Source organism: Streptomyces sp. NPDC107559, assembly GCF_055657365.1.
The window spans coordinates 256,250-274,000 of record NZ_JBVKBD010000010.1 but is presented as its reverse complement, the minus strand read 5'-3'; the positions used below and the strand labels follow the sequence as shown (position 1 = coordinate 274,000).

Genomic DNA, 17,751 nt, shown 5'->3' with positions numbered 1-17,751 from the left:
CGTCGGCGAACGGTGCGACGAACGGTCCGTCTGCCCCACTCGTGCGCATCCATTGGGTTAATGGGGGTGCCGTGACTGTTTGCGACGACTGTCAATCCCGTACTTATTTATGGGTAAATACGATCGCGATGGGGTGAGTGATGATCGCACGCAGACGGCAGGTGGCCCTGGCCTTGACGGCCATTCTCACCGCGGCCGCCGCCTGTCAGGCTCACCGGCAGCAGGACGACCGGCCCGACCGGTCCGACGGGTCCAGCCGGTTCGGCGAACACGGCCTGCCGGGCCCGTCGTCCGGGACCGCCGGCCGGGGTTTCACCCTGGTCGCCTCCGGGGACCTGGTCCCGGACGCCTCGATCGTCGAGCGGGCACGCTTCGACGCGGGCGGCACGGGCTACGACTTCCGGCCGATGCTCGCCGGTGCCGAACCGGCCGTGTCCGGCGCCGATCTGGCGCTGTGTCACCTGGGAACCGTGTACGGCGCCGACGACGACTCGGGCGCCGGCACTCCGCGCAAGTCGCCGCCCGAGATCGCCCTGGCGCTCGCCGCCGCCGGCTACGACGGCTGCGCCACCGCGTCCGGCCACAGCCTCGACGACGGCGCGTCCGGGATCCAGCGCACCCTCGACGCATTCGACGCGGTGGGCATGGCGCACGCCGGAACTGCCCGCACCGAGGCCGAGGCGCGTACCGTCACGATGCTGCGCGCCGGACCCGCGGCGGTCGCCCACCTCGCCTACACCTCCGGCACCGACGGCCGCCCGCTGCCCGACGGCCGGCCGTGGGCCGTCAACCCGGTCGACGAGAACCGCATCGTCACCGACGCCCGGACCGCCCGGAAGGCGGGCGCCGACGTGGTCGTCGTCTCCCTGGACTGGGGCACCGAGTGGCAGGACGCGCCCGACGGACGGCAGCAGAGCCTCGCGCGGCGGCTCACCGCCTCGCGCACCGACGGGCGCCCCGACATCGACCTCGTCATCGGCACCCGCACCCATGTCCCACAGGCGTACGAGAAGGTCAACGGCACCTGGGTGGTGTACGGGACCGGCGACCAGGTCGCCGGTGAGGCGCTCGACCGCAAGGGCGGCCTGCGGGACCCGCGCGCGGGCCGGTCCACGCTCGGCCGCTTCACCTTCACCCCGCCGTCCCGGCCCGGCGGGCGCTGGGAGGTGAGCAGGGCCGAGTTCGTCCCGCAGCTGTTCGACGTCGACGCCGGGCGCGTGGTGGACCTCAACCAGGCACTCGCCCAGGGGGCCGACGTCGAGGGGGTGCGCGACCGCATCCGGGAGACGGTCCTCAGCCGCGGCGCGGCGAAGGACGGCCTGGTGATGGGGGAGTGAGCGGCGCCTGGTCGGGCCCGTGTCCGGTCGGCTCCACGCCTGGTCGGGCCCGCGTCCGGTGCGGCGTGCGCTCGGTCGGGTCCGCGCCCGGTCGGGCCCGCGCCTGGTCCGGCACGCACGCCCGGTACGACGCACGCTGCCGTCGCGCCCGGTTCCCCGGCCTGCGCCGAGTGCCCGGCCCGTGCCGGGGCGCGGCGAAGGATGGCCTGGCGATGGGGGAGTGAGCGGCGTCTGGCCCGGCGCACATCCGGTCGGCTGCACGCCCGCTGCGGCGCACGCCCGGTCGGGCCCGCGCCCGGTCCGGCACGCACGCCCGGTGCGACGCACGCTGCCGTCGGGCCCGGCCCCCGGCCCGCGCTGAGCCCCCGGCCCGCGCTGAGCCCCCGGCCCGCGCCGAGCCCCTGGCCTGCCCTGCGTGCCTGGCCCGTGCCGAGTCCCTGGCCCGTGCCGAGTCCCCTGGCCTGCGCTGAGCCCCCGGCCCTTGCCGACTGCTCGGCCCGTGCCGAGTGCCGGCCCGCGTCGGGGCACTGCCGGACCGGCTACGGCACCACCGTCACCGGCCAGCGTCCCGCCTTCACCAGCCGGACCGCCACGGAGCCGACGATCCGGTGGCCGGCCTGCTCCGAGGCACCGACGACCACGGCGTCCGCCTTGAGCTCGTCCGCCGCCTTGACCAGGCCGCCGTAGGGGTCGCCGCGGAACGTGTGGAACTCCCAGCGCACGTCGAATATCCCCTTGACCCGCTCGGCGGCCTCCCGGATCTGGCCGACCAGGTCCTCGGCGATCTCGTCGGTCGTCTCCGCCACCGGCACTCCCAGGGCGGCGCCCGCCGCCATCACCGGCTGCACGTACACCACCGCGAGCAGCGCGTGCTGGCGCCTGGCCAGACCGCCCGCGTAGGCCGCGGCACGGAGCGAGGAGTCGGAGCCGTCCACCCCGACGACGATGACCTTGGGCCCGTCGGTACCCCGCTCGAACCGGGAAGAGTGCTGTTCCATCACGCACCGAGGCTATCGGAGGCACCCGGTCCGGTCCCCGACCGGCCCGGGGCCCGGCCGACGCCCGGCGCCCACGCCCACCGGAGGCCGCACACAGCCCCGTCCACCAGGCGACCGGTCGGCCGTCCGGGCGGGGGCGCCTCGGGGCCCTGCCGGGCGGTCGCAGGCCTTCCGGCAGGCGGTGCGCCGCCCGTCAGGGCAGCCCTTCCCGCAGCCGGCCGGGGCCCTTCCCGTGGACGGACCCGGGCTATCCCGGTGGGCGAGCGCCAGGCCTTTCGGCGGGCGAGCCGTGGGCCTGTGGCGGTCGGGTGCCGGGTCTTCCGGCGGGCGAGCCGGAGACCTGCCCGACGGGCGAGCCACAGGCTTCCCGGCGGGCGGGGGCGTTCCCGGTGGGCAGGCGGGGGGACGAGGCCCCCTCCCGGCAGGCAGGCCGGGGCGTTCCCGGTGGGCAGGCGGGGGACGGGCCCCTCCCGGCGGGCGGGCCGGGGTCTTCTCGTGGGTGGGGGCGGGCTCTCGACGGGCGGAGCGGGCGTGCTGTTCCTACAGTCGGTACATGAGTGCCCCCGTGGAGGCCGCCGCGGCCGAGGACGCCCCGGGCCCGATACGGCCGCCCGTCGGCGGCTTCCTCGGCAGGGTGCCCGAGGCCTTCGCGACCTTCTTCGGCACCCTGGGCCTGCTCTGCGCCCTGCTCGCCCTGATCCCGCCGCTGCGCCTGCTGCTGCGCCCGGTCGTACGCTTCCTCGACCTGCTCACCGTCCCGGTCAGCGCCAACCTCGCCTACGCCGTCTTCCTGTTCCTGCTGGCCGCCGCCACCGGCGCCCGCAAACGGATCGCCTGGTGGCTGGTCGTGGTCTATCTGGGCCTGGTGGTCCTGACCGACGCCCTGGGCGTGGCCGTCGGCCTCTACGCCGCGTCCCTGCCGTCCCTCGTCGTGTGCGGCCTGGCGCTGATCCTCCTGGTCCTCGCCCGCAGGGAGTTCTACGCCGCCTCCCGCCGCGGCGCCGTACGCCGCGCGCTCGCCGTGCTGGTCGCCGGGCTCGCCGTGGCGATCCTGGCCGGCTGGGGCCTGGTGTCCCTCTTCCCCGGCACCCTGCCCGAGGGCCAGCACCTGGCCTGGTCCGCCACCCGCGTCCTCGGCGGCCTGGTCTCGGCCCGCTCCTTCGACGGCCGGCCGCCCCACGTCGTGTCCTTCCTGCAAGGCCTGTTCGGTGCCCTCGCCCTGCTGAACGCCGCCGCCACCCTGTTCCGCTCCCAGCGCCTGGAAGCCGCCCTGCACGACGACGAGGAGCCGCGCATCCGCGCCCTGCTGCGCCGCTACGGCGGCCACGACTCCCTCGGCTACTTCGCCACCCGCCGCGACAAGGCCGTCGTCTTCTCGCCCAGCGGCAAGGCCGCGGTCACCTACCGCGTCGAGGCCGGTGTCTGCCTGGCCAGCGGCGACCCCGTGGGCGACCGCGAGGCCTGGCCGCACGCCATCGCAGCCTGGCTCGACGTCGCCCGCCGCCACGGCTGGGCGCCCGCCGTCATGGGCGCCTCCGAGGACGGCGCCAGGGCCTACGTGCGCGCCGGTCTCGGCGCCCTCCAGCTGGGCGACGAGGCGATCGTGCACCCCGCGTCCTTCGACCTCGACGGCCGCGAGATGCGGGTCACCCGGCAGGCCGCCCACCGGGTGCGGCGCACCGGTGCCACCTGCCGGATCCGCCGCCACGCCGACCTCGACGAGTCGGAGATGGAGGAGGTCGTCGACAAGGCCGACACCTGGCGCGACACCGAGACCGAACGCGGCTTCTCGATGGCCCTGGACCGCCTCGGCGACCCCGCCGACGGCGACTGCCTGCTGGTGGAGGCGATCGGTGAGGACGGGCGGCTGCTCGCGCTGCTGTCCTTCGTGCCCTGGGGCGACGACGGCATCTCCCTGGACCTGATGCGCCGTGACCGCACCGCCCCCAACGGCGTGATGGAGTTCATGGTCGCCGAGCTGTGCGCCGCCGCCCCCAAGCTGGGCGTACGCCGGATCTCCCTCAACTTCGCGGTGTTCCGCTCCGCCTTCGAGGAGGGCGCCCGCATCGGTGCCGGACCGGTGCTGCGCGCGTGGCGTCGGCTGCTGCTGTTCTTCTCCCGCTGGTGGCAGCTGGAGGCCCTCTACCGCTCCAACGCCAAGTACCGCCCCGAGTGGTACCCGCGCTTCCTCTGCTACGGGGACGCCGCCTCCCTGGCCCGGATCGGCCTTGCCTCCGGCATCGCCGAGGGTTTCGTCTCCGTACCCTCGCTGCGCAAACTCTGGGGAAAGGGGCACTCGAAAGGCGCGCGGCGGCCCGCTACCACGTACGGGCTGCCGTCGCTGTCGGCGCTCGGTCTCGACGGAGGGGACGAGGCCGGGCCGGCCGGCCCGGACGCGGGCCTGCCCGAGCAGGTTCGCGTCCGGCACCAGAAGCTGGACCGGCTGCGTGCCGTCGGCACCGACCCCTACCCGGTCGGCGTCCCGCCGCGCACCCACACCCTCGCCGCCGTACCCCCGGACGGGCAGGTCACCGTCGCGGGCCGGGTCATGCTGGTGCGGGACTTCGGCGGCATCGTCTTCGCCGTGCTGCGGGACTGGTCCGCGGACCACCAGGTGGCGTTCACCCGCACACAGTCCGGTCCCGCCCTCGACCGGTTCACCGCCGGCACCGACATCGGCGACCACATCACCGTCACCGGCCGCGCGGGCCGCAGCGACAGCGGCGAGCCGACCGTCTTCGTCACCTCCTGGCAGCTCACCGGCAAGTGCCTGCGCCCGCTGCCCGACAAGCGCCACGGCCTCGCCGACCCCGAGGCCAAGGTCCGGATGCGCTACCTCGATCTGGTGACCAGCCCCGCCGCCCGCGACGTCGTGCGGGTCCGCTCCACCGCCGTACAGGCGCTGCGCCAGGGCCTGCTGGACCGCGGCTACCTGGAGGTCGAGACCCCGATGCTCCAGCAGATCCACGGCGGCGCCAACGCCCGCCCGTTCACCACCCACATCAACGCCTACGACCTCGATCTGTATCTGCGCATCGCCCCCGAGCTGTATCTGAAGCGGCTGTGCGTCGGCGGCCTGGAGAAGGTCTTCGAGCTGGGCCGCACCTTCCGCAACGAAGGCGTCTCCCACAAGCACAATCCCGAGTTCACCATGCTGGAGGCCTACCAGGCCTTCGCCGACTACGACGTGATGCTCGACCTCACCCGCGAGCTGATCCAGGGCGCCGCCACGGCCGCTTTCGGCCGGCCCGTCGCCCATCACGACGGCACGGAGTACGACATCTCCGGCCCGTGGCCGGTCAGGACCGTGCACGCCGCGATCTCCGAGGCGCTGGGCGAGGAGGTCGACGCCGGCACGGAGCCGCCGCGACTGCGCCGACTGTGCGACCGGGCCGGCGTCCCGTACACCGCCGACGACGGTCCCGGCGACATCGTCCTGGAGATGTACGAGCGGCTGGTCGAGGAGAAGACCCGGCTGCCCACCTTCTACAAGGACTTCCCGACCGACGTCTCCCCGCTGACCCGGCAGCACCGCACCGACCCGCGCCTCGCCGAGCGCTGGGACCTCGTCGCCTTCGGCACCGAACTCGGCACCGCCTACTCCGAACTGACCGACCCCGTCGAGCAGCGCCGCCGTCTCACCGAGCAGTCGCTGCGCGCCGCCGGGGGAGACCCGGAGGCGATGGAACTGGACGAGGACTTCCTCGACGCCCTGGAGTACGCGATGCCGCCGACCGGCGGACTCGGCATCGGCGTCGACCGGATGGTCATGTTCCTCACCGGCCTGACCATCCGGGAGACCCTGCCGTTCCCCCTGGTGCGCCACCGCTGAATCCGGCCCGCTCGGCCGTACGGGTGCATCCTGCCGCCGCTGAAGTGTCGTCGTGCTGCGCCGGGTGCCACCCGGGCGACTGATAAATCATGAAAGAGGATCAGATGATCACGCGGCGCCGCGCGTTGCTCGCCGGTGCCGTCGCCCTGAGCGCGGCCGGAGTGGCCGGAGTGGCCGGTCTGCTCGCGCCGGACACGGTCGAAGAGCCGGCCGGACCGGTGGCCGGAGCCGCGGGCGCCCCGGCCCACCGACTGGCGTCGAAGCCTTCCGCCTACCGCCTCGAACCCCTGACCGGCTACGGCGTCCCGCGCGCGGCGCCCCGCCGGACCCTGGTGCGCCACGAGCCCCTGCTGAGGATGTCCGGACGCGGCCGGACCACCCCCGTCCCCGGCACCCGTGCCATCGTCGACCGGGTGGAGGGTGGTGCCGCACCCGGCGTGGTGGTCCTCTCGCACGACGCCGGGGGGGACCGCTCGCACACCGTCCAGGCGCTGCGCGACTATCTGCCGCAACTGCTGGACTCGGGCTACCGCATCACGGTCCCGCACCGGCAGTACGCGTGAGCGGCGATCGCCCGCCCGGCCGGGGAGCGCTCAGCGGACATCGGCCAGGCGGGCGAAGACGACGACGTTCCCGGCGTAGCCGTTCTGCTGGGTGAAGCCGCCGCCGCAGGTGATGACCCGCAGCTCGGGGGTGCCCTTGGAGCCGTAGACGCGGTCGCTGGGGAAGTTGCTCTTCTCGAACACCTCGATGCCGTAGATCTCGAAGACGGCCGTCCTGCCGTCCCGGCGTCCCACCTCGACCCGGTTCCCCTTCTTCAGCGCCCCGAGCCCGTAGAACACGGCGGGACCCTGCTCGTTGTCGACATGGCCGACGATCACCGCGGTCCCCTTCTCGCCGGGCGAGACGGCGCCGGTGAACCAGCCGGCCAGATTCGGGTTGTCCGGCGTCGGCGCGTCGATCCAGCCGTCCTTGTCCAGGCCCACCGAGGTGACGGGCGCGTTCACCTGGATCGTGGGGATCCTGACCCGGTCGGGCACCGAGTACGGCAGGGCGTCCGGGGCCCGGCCGAACGTGCCCGGGGCGACGCCGCTGCCGTCGCCGGCGGCCGCGGCGGCCGGTTGCGGAGGGCCCACGTCGAACTCGCCCGACCCGTTGCGGATCAGCGCGAGCCCGGTCAGCAGCACCAGCGCCATCACGCCCCACGGCGCGCGCTTCCTGGGCCGCTCCTCCTCTTCCGCCACCTCGGACAGCTCGTACGCAGACATTCGCCATCCCCTCTCGGCCCGGCCGTCGCCGGGTCGTTCGCGCCTGCGTAAACGCTAAGTCCCGTTGCGCGGAAGCGGCGACGAGTCACACGCGAACGGGTGGCGCGACGGGCGGGGGTGCGCCATCCGGGGCGGCACCGTACAGGAAATTTCCGACAGTCGATGACCTGCGGCAACATCAGATTATGAGGTTTTCCGTCGGCGTGTCGTCTCACCAGGACGGACCATTGTCGAAATGCGGCCGCGTGCGGCGCGTCCGAGGGTCTTACCAGGAGGCGCTTTCTCGCCGATTGACCGGGGACGGGACCCGGGGCGCTTTCCGCGGAGGATCTCATGCGAAACGCACGTGCCCTGGCGGCCGCGGCCACTGTGCTCGCCGTCCTCGGGTTCGCGGCCCCCGCGGCCTTCGCGGACGGTATCGGCAACGGGGGTACCGGCATCCCGCCGAACGGGGTGGGTGGTGTCACCGGCATCGGACCGGGGATCGGACCGGGCTTCGGCGGCATCGGGCCGGGCAACAACTGGGGCGGCGGTTTCCCCAACAACGGATTCGGGCCGGGGCGGGGCAACTTCTTCGGCCCGAACAACGTCTTCGGGCCCAACAACGTCTTCGGCCCCAACAACGGCTTCGGGAACAACGGCTTCGGCCGGAACTTCTTCGGGGGCAACAACGTCTTCGGGCCGAACAACGTCTTCGGCCCGAACAACGCTTTCGGTCCCAACAACGGTTTCGGTCCCAACAACGGTTTCGGCCCCAACAACGGCTTCGGGAACAACGGCTTCGGCCGGGGGCGCAACGACGGTTTCTTCGGGAACAACAACTTCGGCCGGGGCCGCAACGAAGGTTTCTTCGAGAACAACAACTTCGGCCGGGGGCGCAACGACGGTTTCTTCGGCAACAACGGGAACGGCCGCGGCCCCGACGGCTTCTTCGGCCCGGACAACGGCCTGGGGAACAACGGGGGCCTCAACAACGGGCTCAACAACGGGCTCGGCAACAACATCGGCTTCAACAACAACGGCTTCGGGCCGCGGAACATCATCGCCCAGCCCGGCGTGGTCGCCGCCGGCGGCCGGCTCACCGTCACCGTGGACGGCTGCCGCAACGGCGGTGCGATGGCCTCCCGCGCCTTCCGCACCAGCCCGCTGCGCCCCCTCAACGGCACCAACGACACCGCCAGGGGCGTCGCGGTCGTCGAAAACAACGCCCGGCCCGGCCGGTACGACATCACGGTCGACTGCAGCGGCCGGACCCTGACCCGCCCGGCGGCCTTCACCGTGATCGGCGGTGTCCGCGGCGGCGTCGGCGGCAGCGTCCCGATCGGCGCGACCACGGCCGACATGGCCATCGGCGGCGGACTCGTGGGCGCGGCCGGCCTCGGCGGAGCGGTGTTCTGGATGCGCCGCCGCGCCGAGAGGCGCGTCTGACCGTCAGCCGCCGTCCTCGCTCTCACGGCGGCGCCCGAGGCGGTACGCCGTGCCGACGGAGCCCGCGATGAGCGCGACGCCCAGAGCGATCTCCTTCAGGTCGAAGCCGGCGGCGCTGCCGCCCTCGCCGGCCTGGACGGCCCGCGGGACCTGCTGCACCGGAAGGGGCGCGGAGTCCGAGCCGGTGCCGTCCGGCCGGCCCTCGGCGATGGTCAGGTCCGTGGACCCGCTCACCCCGTCGCAGGTGAACGTCACCCGGTGCACGGCCCCGGCCCGCGCGTCCCGGGCGACCGTCGTCGTGGCCGACGGACGCCCGGCGGGGATCCGTACCGTGTCGAAGGCGCCCGAGGCGACGGTGGCGGTACCCCGGCAGCCGCCCCCGTCGCGGTCGATCTGGAGGGTGAGCTGTCCGCCCGGCGCGATGCTGCGGGGCAGCACGCCGAAACCGAACGGCGTGACGTCGTGGTCGCTGTCGCCGTCGCCCGCGACGACGGCCGACGCGGAGAGGGCCAGTGCGGTGACGCCCAGCAGGGCCGCCGAAGCGACGCGTATCGCGCGCATGGTGGATCCTCCGGTCTCCGAGGAGCAGCCGCGGACCTTGTTCCGCCTGAGCCGAAAATGCGCCTCGATGACCGAAACGCTAGGAACGGGCGGGTGCCCCCGCGATCTCAGTAGTGCGAACGGGGTAACCGTGTGGGCCGTGCGGGCGAATCCCCGCGCGGAACCGGGAGAGACGCCGGCGCCCGTGGCACACGCGCGCCCGCGGGGCGCCGGCGGCGGGCCGCGGGCGCCCCTCCTCGGTACCGGCCCGTCAGCCGCCCGCGTGCGGGAACAGGTGCAGGAACGGCTCCGCGGTCGCGGCGACGCCGCGGCTGTAGGGCGAGTCGAAGTCCCAGATCAGGAAGAGCAGGAAGGCGATGAGCGCCGAGAACATCCCGGCCAGGACGAGTTCCCGCGCGGTACGCCGGATCTGGAGCGCGAAGACCATGCCGATGGTGATGACGGCCCCGATGAGCAGCCCGAACCACACCACGCCGGGCATGGTGGCCCCGGTGGAGTCGGCGCGGGCGTTGCGCGCCTGGTCCGCCGCGGCGACCTGGTCGAGCAGGGGCTGGTAGGACTGGGCCTCGAAGTCGTTCTTCGGCTGGTAGTCCGTGACGTCGGCGCGGACGCGTCCCAGCAGTTCGGTCCCGCGGTCCGTGACGTCCCCGTGGTCGGCCATCGCCGTCCACTCGGTGGTCACGACGTGTCCGACATAGGTGTTGACGTCCGCCCGGATCCGATCCCGTACATCGGGGGGATACGCCCGGACCCGCTCCGAGATCTCGTGCAGCGCCTGGGCCTCCGCCTGGACATGGTCCTGGGCGACGCTGCGGGCCTCCCAGACACCGGCGATGGCCAGGCCCAGGACGATCGCGTAGACCACGCCGATCCACATCGTCATGTACTCGATGACGTCCGGTGTCTCGGCGGGGTCCTCGTCCTCGGGGGCTCTGCGGGCCCGTACCAGGGTGATCACGACCACCACGGCGCAGGCGGCCACCATCGCGAGGGTGAGAACAAGCCATTCCGGCAAGAGGAGCCTCCAGAGGATCAGCGGGGGCGCAGCGCGGCGACGGCGACGAGCGCGGGCACGGTGATGAGCAGGACGTAGACGACGGGCGGCGTGGTGTCGCGTGCGGGTCGCGGGGGCGGGGCGGAGTGGTGGCGCGGATAGCTCACCGGCGTCACGGAGGGACGCGGGGTGGGCTTCGGCGGCGGCTCGGGGGTCCTGGTCGGCGCGGGGGCCGGTGGCGGGGGCGGCGGGACGGGAGCGGGCCGCGACCGGGGCGCGGGCGGCGGAGGGGGCGGTGGTGCGGGGCGGGGCTTCGGCGGTGCCGGGGCCGGGACGGACGTGGGGGTGGGCTTCGGCTTCGGTGGTGGCGGGGGCGGCGGCGGCGGTGGCGGTGGTGGCGGAGGTGGCGTCCGGGTCGGCGACGGCACCGGGCACGACGGGGGAGTGGGCCAGGCGCCGCCTCCCACGACCGACGCCGCGGCGCCGCCTCCCGCGACCGCCACCGCGGCCATGCCGTCCGGGCCGGTCGAGGTCCATGCGCAGGCGTCGGCCGCCGCGGTGCCGGCCGGTGCGCCCACCAGCGTCCAGACCAGCGTGACAACGGCCAACACCCTTGTGCCGAAGGCGGATCGGGTCGGTTCGGGTCCTTGCACGACGGAGATCATTCGCTCCGTCGGGGCTGCACACGCAGGACCGGTCGAGGATTGCCCCGAAGGAGGGACAGGTGCCGTACGGCGGTTTGATCGGCTCGCCGCGGCGGGGCGGCCGGCACGCACGCGCGTACGAGGTGGGAGGGGCCGGGCACAGGTTCCGAAAAGAATTTCGTGCTGTGGCTGAACACAACCCCCGTACCCGTGCGTACCCAGTGTCGTGCGGCGGCTCACAGGGAGTCGCAACACCAAGTGGATGATCGGGGAGTTGACGATGAAGACCTCCTGGCGGAGCGCCTCTCTCGTGGCGAGCGCTGTGTCCGTGCTGGCGCTGACGACGGCGTGCGGCCAGGAAAACGGCGCGCCGGCCGCTAGCCAGAACGTCGGGGCCACGGCCGCGGCCGGCAGCTACGGCAGCGCGGGCACCGGTCTCGGCGCGGACACCTCCAACAACGACCCGGGGGCGCAGACCACCACCGCCGGTGAACTGACCGTGTCCGACAACGCGCAGCTCGGCAAGGTGCTCACCGACAGCACCGGGCTGACCCTGTACCGCTTCGACCAGGACACCGCGGAGCCGCCGAAGTCGAACTGCGACGGCGACTGTGCCACGACCTGGCCGCCCGTCCCCGCGGACGACGCCACGGCCGGCGCCGGCATCGACCAGGCGCTGCTGGGCGAGGTCACCCGCTCCGACGGCACGAAGCAGCTGACCGTCAACGGCTGGCCCGCGTACCGCTACGCCAAGGACACCAAGGCCGGTGACACCTCCGGTCAGGGCGTGGGCAACAAGTGGTTCGCGCTGGCCCCCGACGGCAAGAAGGCCAAGTCGGCCAGCCTGGCCGGACTTTCGGTCCGCAAGGACCCCACCCTGGGTGACATCGTCGTCGACAAGAACGGCATGACGGTCTACCGGTTCCTGAAGGACAAGGCGTGGCCGAAGTCGGTGTCGAACTGCACCGGGGCCTGCCTGGAGAAGTGGCCGGCGGTCGCGCCCGTCGCCACGAACGACACCGAGGGTGTCGTGAAGAAGGGCCTGATGAGCTTCACCCGGCCCGACGGGGTCAAGCAGCAGACCGTCAACTGCTGGCCGATCTACACCTTCTCCGGTGACAAGGCGGCCGGGGACATCAACGGTCAGGGCGTCGGCGGTACGTGGTACGCGGTCTCCCCCGACGGAAAGCCGGTCGGCGCGCCGAAGCAGTAGGGATCACCTCCCCAGGGCTGATCGCTGCTGCCCGATGACGCGCGCGACCCAGATCCGCCCCCTCCGGCCGCACGGAGGGGGCGGATCGTTGTGCGTGGTGAGGGTGCTTAACGCCGAGTTTTCCTGGCGGTTGATCAATCTTCATGATTCTCGGGGAGTCTTCGGAGCTGCCCGAACGCATCAGTGCCTCGGGCACCTTTTGCGGCGCGGGCCGGACCTCCTTCCGGCACGTGCCGCAGGCAGTGACCGGGAACGGACGGTCAATTTCCGTTTCCGCTCGCTCCTTTGGCGGGCGATCAGTAGCCTCAGCTCGAACACCGGATCGTCCACGCCTTGGAGGGTTGGATGGAGCGTCCCGCTTGGGCCCCACGGAGCATCGACATCTCGGTGCCGAGCGTTTCGCGCATCTACGACTACTACCTGGGCGGTTCGCACAACTTCGAGGTCGACCGGGAAGCGGCCCGCAGGGCCATGGAGTTCATGCCGGGACTTCCCAGGATCATGCAGGCGAACCGGGCGTTCCTGCGCCGCGCGGTGCGCTTCGCGGTCGCCGAGGGCGTCACCCAGTTCCTCGACATCGGCTCCGGCATTCCCACCCACGGCAACGTCCACGAGGTGGCGCAGGCCGCGGCCCCCGGTGCGCGGGTGATGTACGTGGACCACGACCCGGTGGCCGTCGCGCACAGCGAGGCGGTGCTGGCGGGCAACGACGACGCGGACGTGGTCGCCGCCGATCTGCGCAAGCCCCGGGAGATCCTGTCGAGTCCTCAGGTTCGGCAGCTGATCGACCTGAATCGTCCAGTGGCGCTGCTTCTCGTTGCCATACTGCACTTCGTGGAAGACGCGGACGACCCGTACGGTGCGGTGGCGGAGCTGCGCGAGGCCCTCGCGCCCGGCAGCCTGCTGATCCTCACGCATGCCTCGTACGAGGGAATCCCGCTGCCGCCGGAGCGGGCCGAGGGTGCGGTGGACGTATACAAGGACATTCGCAACCCGCTCATCATGCGCTCGCGGAACGAGATCGAGCGGTTCTTCGAAGGGTACGACATGGTGGAACCGGGACTGGTGCCGATGCCGCGGTGGCGGCCGGACGCGGCGCCGGAGGACGACGACCCCTACGCCTACTCCGGTTTCGCGGGCGTGGGGCGTACGGCGTGACCGCGGAACCGGACGGCCCGGAGGACAGACTGCGGCGGTTCGCCACGATCTGGAGCCGGGCGGTGTACCCGGTCACCTCGACGTCCCTGACCCGGCCGGAGTTCGAGGAACTGCTGCTGCCGCTGGCCAGGCGGCTGAGCAAGGCGCTGCGGGCCCGCAGCTTCGACGCCGCCGAGGGCAAGGCGGTCGGCGCCGCCCTCGTCGCGGCGCACTGCACGGACCCCGACGCGCTCGGCCCCGCGCTGGACTGCGTCGACGCCTACCTGGTGCTCTACTGCGGCGGCAACGGCTCCCAGGAGGACCTACGGACCCGTTCCTCCCGACTCCAGCACGCCATGGCCGCCGGGTACGCGCAGGCGCTGCGCGACCGCACCCTCGCCGAGCAGGAGGCGATCGCCCGAGCCGCGCTCCAGGCACAGGGCGTGGTCGCCCAGGCGCTGCACGCGAGCGAGGCGCGCTTCCGGGCCGTGTTCGAAGGCGCGGCCATAGGTATCAGCATCGCCGACCTGGACGGCAACGTCCTGGAGGTCAACGGGGCGATGCTGCGCATGTTCGGCGGCTCCGAGCAGACGCTGCGCGGCCGCAACGTCCGGGACTGGACACACGCCGAGGACGCGCCCCAGGTCTGGCGGCTGTACGAGGAACTGGTGCGCGGCGACCGCGAGCACTACCACGTGGAGAAGGCCTACTACCGCCCCGACGGGACGGTGCTGTGGACCAACCTCACGGTCTCCCTGCTGCGCGACGCCGACGGCGCGCCGCAGTACCAGCTGGCGCTGATGGAGGACACCACCGAGCGCCGCCTGCTCAACCTCCGACTGCGCTACGAGGCCACGCACGACGCGCTCACCGGGCTGCCCAACCGCACCCTGTTCTTCGAACGGCTGGAGAAGGTGCTGAGTTCCGGCACGGGCCAGCGGTTCGGGCTGTGCTACCTCGACCTGGACGGCTTCAAGACCATCAACGACAGCCTCGGCCACGCGGCCGGCGACCGGCTGCTCGTCGAGGTCGCCGACCGTCTCCAGTCCTGCGCGACCGCGCCCGGCGAGATGGTCGCGCGGCTGGGCGGCGACGAGTTCGTGGCGCTGACCACCGGGCCCGACACCCAGCGGGAGGTCGACGAGCTCGCCGCCCGCATCATGAACGCCCTGGTCGCCCCGATCAGCGTCGACGGCCGGGAGCTGACCGTGCGCGGCAGCATCGGCGTGGTCGAGGGCGCGGCCCAGGAACGCAGCGCGGCGGAGGTGCTGCGCAGCGCCGACATCACGATGTACCGGGCCAAGTCCGCCGGCGGCAACCGCTTCGAGCTCGCCGACCCGGAGGCCGACGCCCGCGCCATCACCCGGCACGGGCTCACCACGGCACTGCCGGCCGCCCTGGAGCGGGGCGAGTTCTTCATCGAGTACCAGCCACTGGTCCACCTCGGCGACGGCAGCGTGCACGGCGCCGAGGCGCTGGTGCGCTGGCTGCATCCGCAGCACGGCGTCCTCGGCCCCGACCGGTTCATCCCGCTCGCCGAACACACCGGCCTGATCGTCCCGTTGGGCCGCTGGGTGCTGGAGCAGTCGGTCCGTCAGGCCGGCCGGTGGCACGAACGCCACGCCGACAGCGGTCCGTTGCGCATCAACGTCAACCTCTCGCCCTGCCAGCTCACCCACCCCGGCCTGGTGCAGGACACCGTCGAGATCCTGGAGCGCACCGGTGTCGCCCCCGAGGCGCTCTGCCTGGAGGTGACCGAGTCGGCGCTGATCGGCGCGGACGACGACCTGCTCAAGCCATTGCGCCGGCTGGCCGAGATGGGCGTCGACATCGCGCTGGACGACTTCGGCACCGGCTACTCCAACCTGGCCAACCTGCGACGGCTGCCGGTGAGCATCCTCAAGCTGGACCGCTCCTTCACACAGAGCATGCAGCAGTTCCCGGCCGACCCCGTCGATCTGAAGATCGTCGAGGGGATCGTCTCGCTCGCCCACAGCCTGGACCTCGCGGTGACCGTCGAGGGCGTCGAAACCGGCGCCCAGGCCGAGCAGTTGCGGATCCTGGGCTGCGACACGGCCCAGGGCTGGTACTACGCCCGCCCCGGCCCGCCGGAGCGGCTGCACGAGCTGGCGCTGGTGGACGCGACGGGGTGAGCGCCGTAATCCGGTTGCGCGGGCACCGGGTCCCCGTGTGAGCATCGGCGCGTGACCCCTGAATCAGACGCCGTGAACGAGGCGATCGCCGGCTCGGACGCCGTGAACGAGGCGATCGCCGCCGAACTGCGCCTCATGGACCCGGCCGTGCGCTCCTCCCGCGCCGAGGCCCTCCGCCTGTTCGACCCGGAGTTCGTCGAGGTCGGCGCCTCCGGGCGGCGCTACACGTACGAGGAGACCGTGGCCGGGCTGCCCGACAAGCCGGGCAGCGCGGCCGACGGTCCGCGCTACCGGGCGTCGGCGTTCACCGGAGTGGTCCTGGCGCCCGGCCTGGTGCACCTCACCTTCGAGACCGACTTCGACGGGGTACGGGCCCGGCGCACCTCCCTGTGGCGCCGGCGCGACGAGGAGACGGGCTGGCGGATGTACTACCACCAGGGCACTCCGGTGCCGCCGGAGATCGACTAGGGCCCAGGCTGCCCTGGGACGCGCTTGCGTTCAGCGTTCCAGCAGCATCCGCTGGAGTTCCCGGGCCGCCCGCGGCGGAGCCACGTCGCTGCGGTGGGCCAGGGCGATCGTGCGTTGCAGGCCGGGCTGGGCCAGCGGGGTCACCCGCAGCCCGTGCCCGGCGCGCGCGGCCACCATGCGCGGTACGACGGCGACGCCCAGCCCGGCCCGTACGAAGCCCAGTACCGCGTCCATCTCGCCGCCCTCCACCGCGAAGTCCGGCTCGAACCCCTCGACGCGGCATGCGGCCACGGTCAGTTCCCTGAGGTCGTAGCCGTGCCGGAACATCACCAGCCGCTCGCTCTCCAGATCGGCCACGCGCACCGTCTGCCGGCCGCCGCCGGGCGGGTCCGCCTCCGGTGACGACACCACCACCAGGTCCTCGCGCAGCAGCTCCACCGTGGTCAGCGCGGGCGACGGGGTGGGCAGGGGCAGCACGACCAGCGCCAGGTCCAGGGCGCCGCGGGCCAGCTCCCGTACGAGATCGTGCGAGCCGCTCTCCTCGATGATCAGGTGGACGCCGGGATAGCGGTCGTGGAAAGCGCGCAGCACGTCCGGCAGCAGACCGGTGCACAGGCTCGGGGGCGCGCCCAGCCGCACCCGGCCGCTGCGCAGCTGCAACAGCTCCAGCACCTCGTGCCGAGCGGTCTCCGCGTCGGCCAGGATGCGCCGGGCCAGCGGCAGCAGCGCCTCGCCCGCGTCGGTGAGCGTGATGTTGCCCCGGGCGCGCAGGAACAGATCCGCCCCGAGCTCCCGCTCCAGCGCCTTGATCTGCTGCGACAACGACGGCTGCGCCACATGGACGGCCTCCGCGGCCCGGGTGAAGTGCCGGGTCTCGGCGACCGCCACGAAGTACTGAAGCTGCTGGAACTGCATACCTCCACGGTAACCCGCTGATAGTCACAAGCTATGGATTCGAGCTGGACCATGTCTTGGACCGATTGGGACCTTCGGCCCTAACGTCAGGACCCATGGCTCTGGCAACGCGGACGGACCGACGGGCGTCACTGGCACGCACCGTGTGGGACTCCTCCATCGGCAAGAAGGCAGTGATGGCCGTCAGCGGCCTGATCATGCTGCTGTACCTGGTCGCCCATGTGATCGGCAACCTGAAGATCTTCTTCGGGGCGGGCGAGTTCAACCACTACGCCCACTGGCTGCGCACCGTCGGCGAGCCCTTCATGCACTACGAGTGGACCCTCTGGCTCGTCCGTGTCGTGCTGGTGCTCGCGGTGGTCGCCCACGCCACCTCCGCCTACCAGCTCAGCCGCCGCGACATCAAGGCACGCCCCGGCAAGTACGTGCACAAGAAGCCCCGGGCGAGCTATGCGACGCGCACCATGCGCTGGGGCGGCATCATCCTCGGCCTGTTCATCGTGTGGCACATCCTCGACCTGACCACCGGCACCGTGCACCCCGGCGGCTTCCAGGAGGGCCACCCCTACCAGAACGTCGTCGACACCTTCTCCACCTGGTACGGCGACGTCATCTACATCGTCGCGATGCTCGCCCTGGGCCTGCACGTCCGGCACGGCTTCTGGAGCGCCGCCCAGACCCTCGGCGCCGGCAGCCGCACCCGGGACCGGGCCCTGAAGATCTTCGCCGACGTCCTCGCACTGCTGCTCACGGCCGGCTTCGTCGCCGTACCCGTGGGCGTCATGACCGGAGTGGTGAGCTGA

At 72.7% G+C, this 17,751-nt stretch carries 15 protein-coding genes; 9 read left to right on the top strand and 6 right to left on the bottom strand.

Annotated features, from left to right (window positions below; genetic code table 11):
• Positions 1-140: 140 nt before the first annotated feature.
• The gene (locus ACZ7OY_RS28225; RefSeq protein WP_471913963.1) at positions 141-1,337 is read left to right on the top strand and encodes a CapA family protein; all 1,197 of its coding nucleotides are present in this window, start codon (positions 141-143) and stop codon (positions 1,335-1,337) included.
• Between the two features lie 539 nt (positions 1,338-1,876).
• Here ACZ7OY_RS28225 and ACZ7OY_RS28220 read toward each other — a convergent pair.
• Positions 1,877-2,338 (bottom strand): universal stress protein, encoded by a 462-nt coding sequence (locus ACZ7OY_RS28220; RefSeq protein ID WP_162469938.1) that lies wholly within the window; start codon positions 2,336-2,338, stop codon positions 1,877-1,879.
• A 550-nt stretch (positions 2,339-2,888) separates the two neighbouring features.
• On the opposite strand from ACZ7OY_RS28220, the gene lysX reads away from it, so the two are divergent.
• Together lysX and ACZ7OY_RS28210 are read left to right on the top strand one after the other, a co-directional pair.
• A complete protein-coding gene (lysX, locus tag ACZ7OY_RS28215; RefSeq protein ID WP_471913962.1) occupies positions 2,889-6,167 on the top strand; it encodes a bifunctional lysylphosphatidylglycerol synthetase/lysine--tRNA ligase LysX in 3,279 nt (1,092 codons plus the stop codon).
• An 89-nt stretch (positions 6,168-6,256) separates the two neighbouring features.
• Positions 6,257-6,730 (top strand): hypothetical protein, encoded by a 474-nt coding sequence (locus tag ACZ7OY_RS28210; protein WP_471913961.1) that lies wholly within the window; start codon positions 6,257-6,259, stop codon positions 6,728-6,730.
• Between the two features lie 30 nt (positions 6,731-6,760).
• Here the strand turns inward: ACZ7OY_RS28210 and ACZ7OY_RS28205 are convergent, their stop codons facing one another.
• Positions 6,761-7,435 carry a class F sortase gene (locus tag ACZ7OY_RS28205; protein ID WP_471913960.1) on the bottom strand — a complete coding sequence of 225 codons (675 nt, stop codon included), beginning with the start codon at positions 7,433-7,435 and terminating at the stop codon, positions 6,761-6,763.
• A 1,002-nt stretch (positions 7,436-8,437) separates the two neighbouring features.
• Between ACZ7OY_RS28205 and ACZ7OY_RS28200 the strand changes: the two genes are divergently transcribed.
• Positions 8,438-8,863 (top strand): hypothetical protein, encoded by a 426-nt coding sequence (locus tag ACZ7OY_RS28200; protein WP_471914009.1) that lies wholly within the window; start codon positions 8,438-8,440, stop codon positions 8,861-8,863.
• Between the two features lie 3 nt (positions 8,864-8,866).
• On the opposite strand, the gene ACZ7OY_RS28195 is transcribed toward ACZ7OY_RS28200, so the two are convergent.
• The 3 genes from ACZ7OY_RS28195 to ACZ7OY_RS28185 all read right to left on the bottom strand — a co-directional run bounded on the left by ACZ7OY_RS28195 (position 8,867) and on the right by ACZ7OY_RS28185 (position 10,585).
• Positions 8,867-9,424 carry a hypothetical protein gene (locus ACZ7OY_RS28195; RefSeq protein WP_471913959.1) on the bottom strand — a complete coding sequence of 186 codons (558 nt, stop codon included), beginning with the start codon at positions 9,422-9,424 and terminating at the stop codon, positions 8,867-8,869.
• Positions 9,425-9,674: 250 nt separating this feature from the next.
• Positions 9,675-10,439, bottom strand: coding sequence for a bestrophin-like domain (locus ACZ7OY_RS28190; protein ID WP_471913958.1), 765 nt, complete (start codon positions 10,437-10,439; stop codon positions 9,675-9,677).
• Between the two features lie 17 nt (positions 10,440-10,456).
• Positions 10,457-10,585 (bottom strand): hypothetical protein, encoded by a 129-nt coding sequence (locus ACZ7OY_RS28185; RefSeq protein ID WP_375976498.1) that lies wholly within the window; start codon positions 10,583-10,585, stop codon positions 10,457-10,459.
• Between the two features lie 757 nt (positions 10,586-11,342).
• Here ACZ7OY_RS28185 and ACZ7OY_RS28180 point away from each other — a divergent pair.
• The 4 genes from ACZ7OY_RS28180 (at position 11,343) to ACZ7OY_RS28165 (ending at position 16,033) form a co-directional block, all read left to right on the top strand.
• Positions 11,343-12,275, top strand: a complete 933-nt coding sequence (locus ACZ7OY_RS28180) for an SCO0930 family lipoprotein (protein ID WP_471913957.1) — start codon at positions 11,343-11,345, stop codon at positions 12,273-12,275.
• A gap of 345 nt (positions 12,276-12,620) precedes the next feature.
• On the top strand, positions 12,621-13,433 hold the full coding sequence (locus tag ACZ7OY_RS28175; protein ID WP_471913956.1) for an SAM-dependent methyltransferase: 813 nt from the start codon (positions 12,621-12,623) through the stop codon (positions 13,431-13,433).
• On the top strand, positions 13,430-15,565 hold the full coding sequence (locus ACZ7OY_RS28170) for a putative bifunctional diguanylate cyclase/phosphodiesterase (protein ID WP_471913955.1): 2,136 nt from the start codon (positions 13,430-13,432) through the stop codon (positions 15,563-15,565). Before ACZ7OY_RS28175 ends, ACZ7OY_RS28170 begins: the two co-directional genes overlap by 4 nt.
• Before the next feature lie 51 nt (positions 15,566-15,616).
• On the top strand, positions 15,617-16,033 hold the full coding sequence (locus tag ACZ7OY_RS28165) for a nuclear transport factor 2 family protein (RefSeq protein ID WP_471913954.1): 417 nt from the start codon (positions 15,617-15,619) through the stop codon (positions 16,031-16,033).
• 30 nt (positions 16,034-16,063) lie between these two features.
• On the opposite strand, the gene ACZ7OY_RS28160 is transcribed toward ACZ7OY_RS28165, so the two are convergent.
• Positions 16,064-16,948: a LysR family transcriptional regulator gene (locus ACZ7OY_RS28160; RefSeq protein ID WP_471913953.1), complete on the bottom strand. Its 885-nt coding sequence runs from the start codon at positions 16,946-16,948 to the stop codon at positions 16,064-16,066.
• Positions 16,949-17,079: 131 nt separating this feature from the next.
• On the opposite strand from ACZ7OY_RS28160, the gene ACZ7OY_RS28155 reads away from it, so the two are divergent.
• Positions 17,080-17,751 carry a succinate dehydrogenase gene (locus tag ACZ7OY_RS28155; protein WP_471914008.1) on the top strand — a complete coding sequence of 224 codons (672 nt, stop codon included), beginning with the start codon at positions 17,080-17,082 and terminating at the stop codon, positions 17,749-17,751.

Coding starts and splice junctions, on each gene's coding strand:
- ACZ7OY_RS28180 (WP_471913957.1), top strand. CDS start 11,343: ATGAAGACCTCCTGGCGGAGCGCCTCTCTCGTGGCGAGCGCTGTGTCC.
- ACZ7OY_RS28160 (WP_471913953.1), bottom strand. CDS start 16,948: ATGCAGTTCCAGCAGCTTCAGTACTTCGTGGCGGTCGCCGAGACCCGG.
- ACZ7OY_RS28225 (WP_471913963.1), top strand. CDS start 141: ATGATCGCACGCAGACGGCAGGTGGCCCTGGCCTTGACGGCCATTCTC.
- ACZ7OY_RS28195 (WP_471913959.1), bottom strand. CDS start 9,424: ATGCGCGCGATACGCGTCGCTTCGGCGGCCCTGCTGGGCGTCACCGCA.
- ACZ7OY_RS28175 (WP_471913956.1), top strand. CDS start 12,621: ATGGAGCGTCCCGCTTGGGCCCCACGGAGCATCGACATCTCGGTGCCG.
- lysX (WP_471913962.1), top strand. CDS start 2,889: ATGAGTGCCCCCGTGGAGGCCGCCGCGGCCGAGGACGCCCCGGGCCCG.
- ACZ7OY_RS28205 (WP_471913960.1), bottom strand. CDS start 7,435: ATGTCTGCGTACGAGCTGTCCGAGGTGGCGGAAGAGGAGGAGCGGCCC.
- ACZ7OY_RS28210 (WP_471913961.1), top strand. CDS start 6,257: ATGAAAGAGGATCAGATGATCACGCGGCGCCGCGCGTTGCTCGCCGGT.